We start from the raw sequence: 219 nt of genomic DNA, 5'->3' as shown, positions 1-219 counted from the left end.
ATAATGCGACTCCACACAGCGGGGGTGATTAGCTCAGCTGGGAGAGCACCTCCCTTACAAGGAGGGGGTCGGCGGTTCGAACCCGTCATCACCCACCAACTACTTTATGTAGTCTCCGCCGTGTAGAGTAAGAAATTGAGAAGTGGGTGATTAGCTCAGCTGGGAGAGCACCTCCCTTACAAGGAGGGGGTCGGCGGTTCGATCCCGTCATCACCCACC

General features: G+C 56.6%; 2 tRNA genes. Both read left to right on the top strand.

Annotation, left to right across the window (positions count from 1 at the left end):
* Window positions 1–22 precede the first annotated feature (22 nt).
* Window positions 23–98, top strand: a tRNA-Val gene (locus OGY04_RS01070).
* A 46-nt stretch (window positions 99–144) separates the two neighbouring features.
* Window positions 145–217, top strand: a tRNA-Val gene (locus OGY04_RS01065).
* Window positions 218–219: the final 2 nt, after the last annotated feature.

Origin of the sequence: Citrobacter sp. Cpo091, assembly GCF_030332645.1 — a bacterium.
Classification (GTDB): domain Bacteria; phylum Pseudomonadota; class Gammaproteobacteria; order Enterobacterales; family Enterobacteriaceae; genus Citrobacter; species Citrobacter portucalensis.
This window is presented reverse-complemented; position numbering and strand designations above follow the sequence as displayed.